Annotated in this window: 1 protein-coding gene; it reads left to right on the top strand. The window is 46.5% G+C overall.

Annotated features, from left to right (window positions below; genetic code table 11):
• Positions 1 to 63: 63 nt before the first annotated feature.
• Positions 64 to 1,119, top strand: a complete 1,056-nt coding sequence (locus B9Y87_RS21725; RefSeq protein ID WP_085501051.1) for an IS110 family RNA-guided transposase — start codon at positions 64 to 66, stop codon at positions 1,117 to 1,119.
• Positions 1,120 to 1,459 lie beyond the last annotated feature (340 nt).

Genomic DNA, 1,459 nt, shown 5'->3' with positions numbered 1-1,459 from the left:
TATAGCATCGATGAAAAAGCAGTAAGTCGAGTATCTTTAAATTATAGCTAAAACCTTAAAGATATGAACACTCAAATTACTGCCACACCTAAGTTATTCATTGGTATCGATATACACAAACGAAGCTGGAAGATTCATTGTTCCACGGACCTTTTTTCAGGCAAATCCTTTAGCATGGCTCCCGATCCGGAACTTTTACGGAAGTATGTAGACAAACATTTTGCAGGACATGAGGTCAATGTTGTCTATGAGGCCGGTTGCTGTGGTTACCATGCCCATCGTTGCTTTGAGGGTTATGGTTGGCGTTCAATGGTGGTGAACCCTGCCGACGTACACAGAAAGGGACGGGAACTCCATGCAAAGACCGATATGATCGATGCTCAATTGCTGAGTAGGGAACTTAAGGACGGTCGTCTGGACAGCATCCACGTACCAGGGAAGGAACGGGAACAGCTCAGGAGCCTTTTCCGTAGGCGCAACGATCTCGTAAAGGACTATAGGCGGATCAAGAGCTACATCAAGATGCAGTTGCTCTATTTTGGTATCAAGGAACCCGAGGAGTTCGACAACGACCATTGGAGCCACAAGTATCGGAAGTGGTTGGACGATTTGGTCTTTGGATATCCCACGGCGAAGGCGACCTTGGAGAGCAGGATGCGTTTTTTTCGTTTCGTGGATCAGGAACTGCGCGATGTTTCTACCCAACTCAGGAGGTATTGCAAAGTCCACTACAAGAAGGATTATATGCTGCTGCGGAGTATTCCCGGAATCGGAGGGATAGTGGCATGCGGCATTCTTTGTGAATTGGGGGACCTGAGGAGGTTCAACAGCGTAAAGCATCTGGCGGGCTATGTAGGCCTGGCCCCAGGGGTGCACCAGAGCGGAAGTAATTATAGGACACTGGGGATAACGCCAAGGGCGCACCGTTTGATCCGGTCCTACTTTGTGGAGGCTGCCTGGCAGGCGATACGGGCGGATCCTGTTATGCAGGCCTATTACCGCAAGCACCATGGCAAGAACGTAAAGAGCATTATCATAAAGGTGGCCAGGAAACTGCTGAGCAGGACACTGGCGGTAATAAAGACGGAGACCCCTTATGTGATAGGGGTATTGGAATAACCTAAAGGATAAACAGCAACCAGATAACAAAGCTCACAACGAAGTATTCAAAGCCAGTACCACAAAACAACGTGGGTGGCCCAAGGAATTGGGATCACATTTTTATAGCAAGTGGCCGGGCTTATTATAACTTATAATCATACAGATGCCGGTGACGTTCATAATCTAGGATCGATCACATATAGGATGCGGAGCAAGTTATATATGGTGTTGAAGTATTGACAACCAAGTAAAAAGCTGACAAGGGTTGCCAACAATTCAACACCCCAAAATCACCAATATGGACTGATAAAAAATAAAATATTAACTTTAAGGAACTGGACTAGTGCTTTTCATAGGA

Origin of the sequence: Arenibacter troitsensis (assembly GCF_900177645.1) — a bacterium.
Taxonomy (GTDB): Bacteria; Bacteroidota; Bacteroidia; order Flavobacteriales; family Flavobacteriaceae; genus Arenibacter; species Arenibacter troitsensis.
The sequence above is the reverse complement of the archived record's forward strand: the minus strand, read 5'-3'. Positions and strand labels throughout refer to the sequence as shown.

Excerpts from the sequence above, each read along its gene's own strand:
- B9Y87_RS21725 (WP_085501051.1), top strand. The coding sequence starts at position 64 with ATGAACACTCAAATTACTGCCACACCTAAGTTATTCATTGGTATCGAT.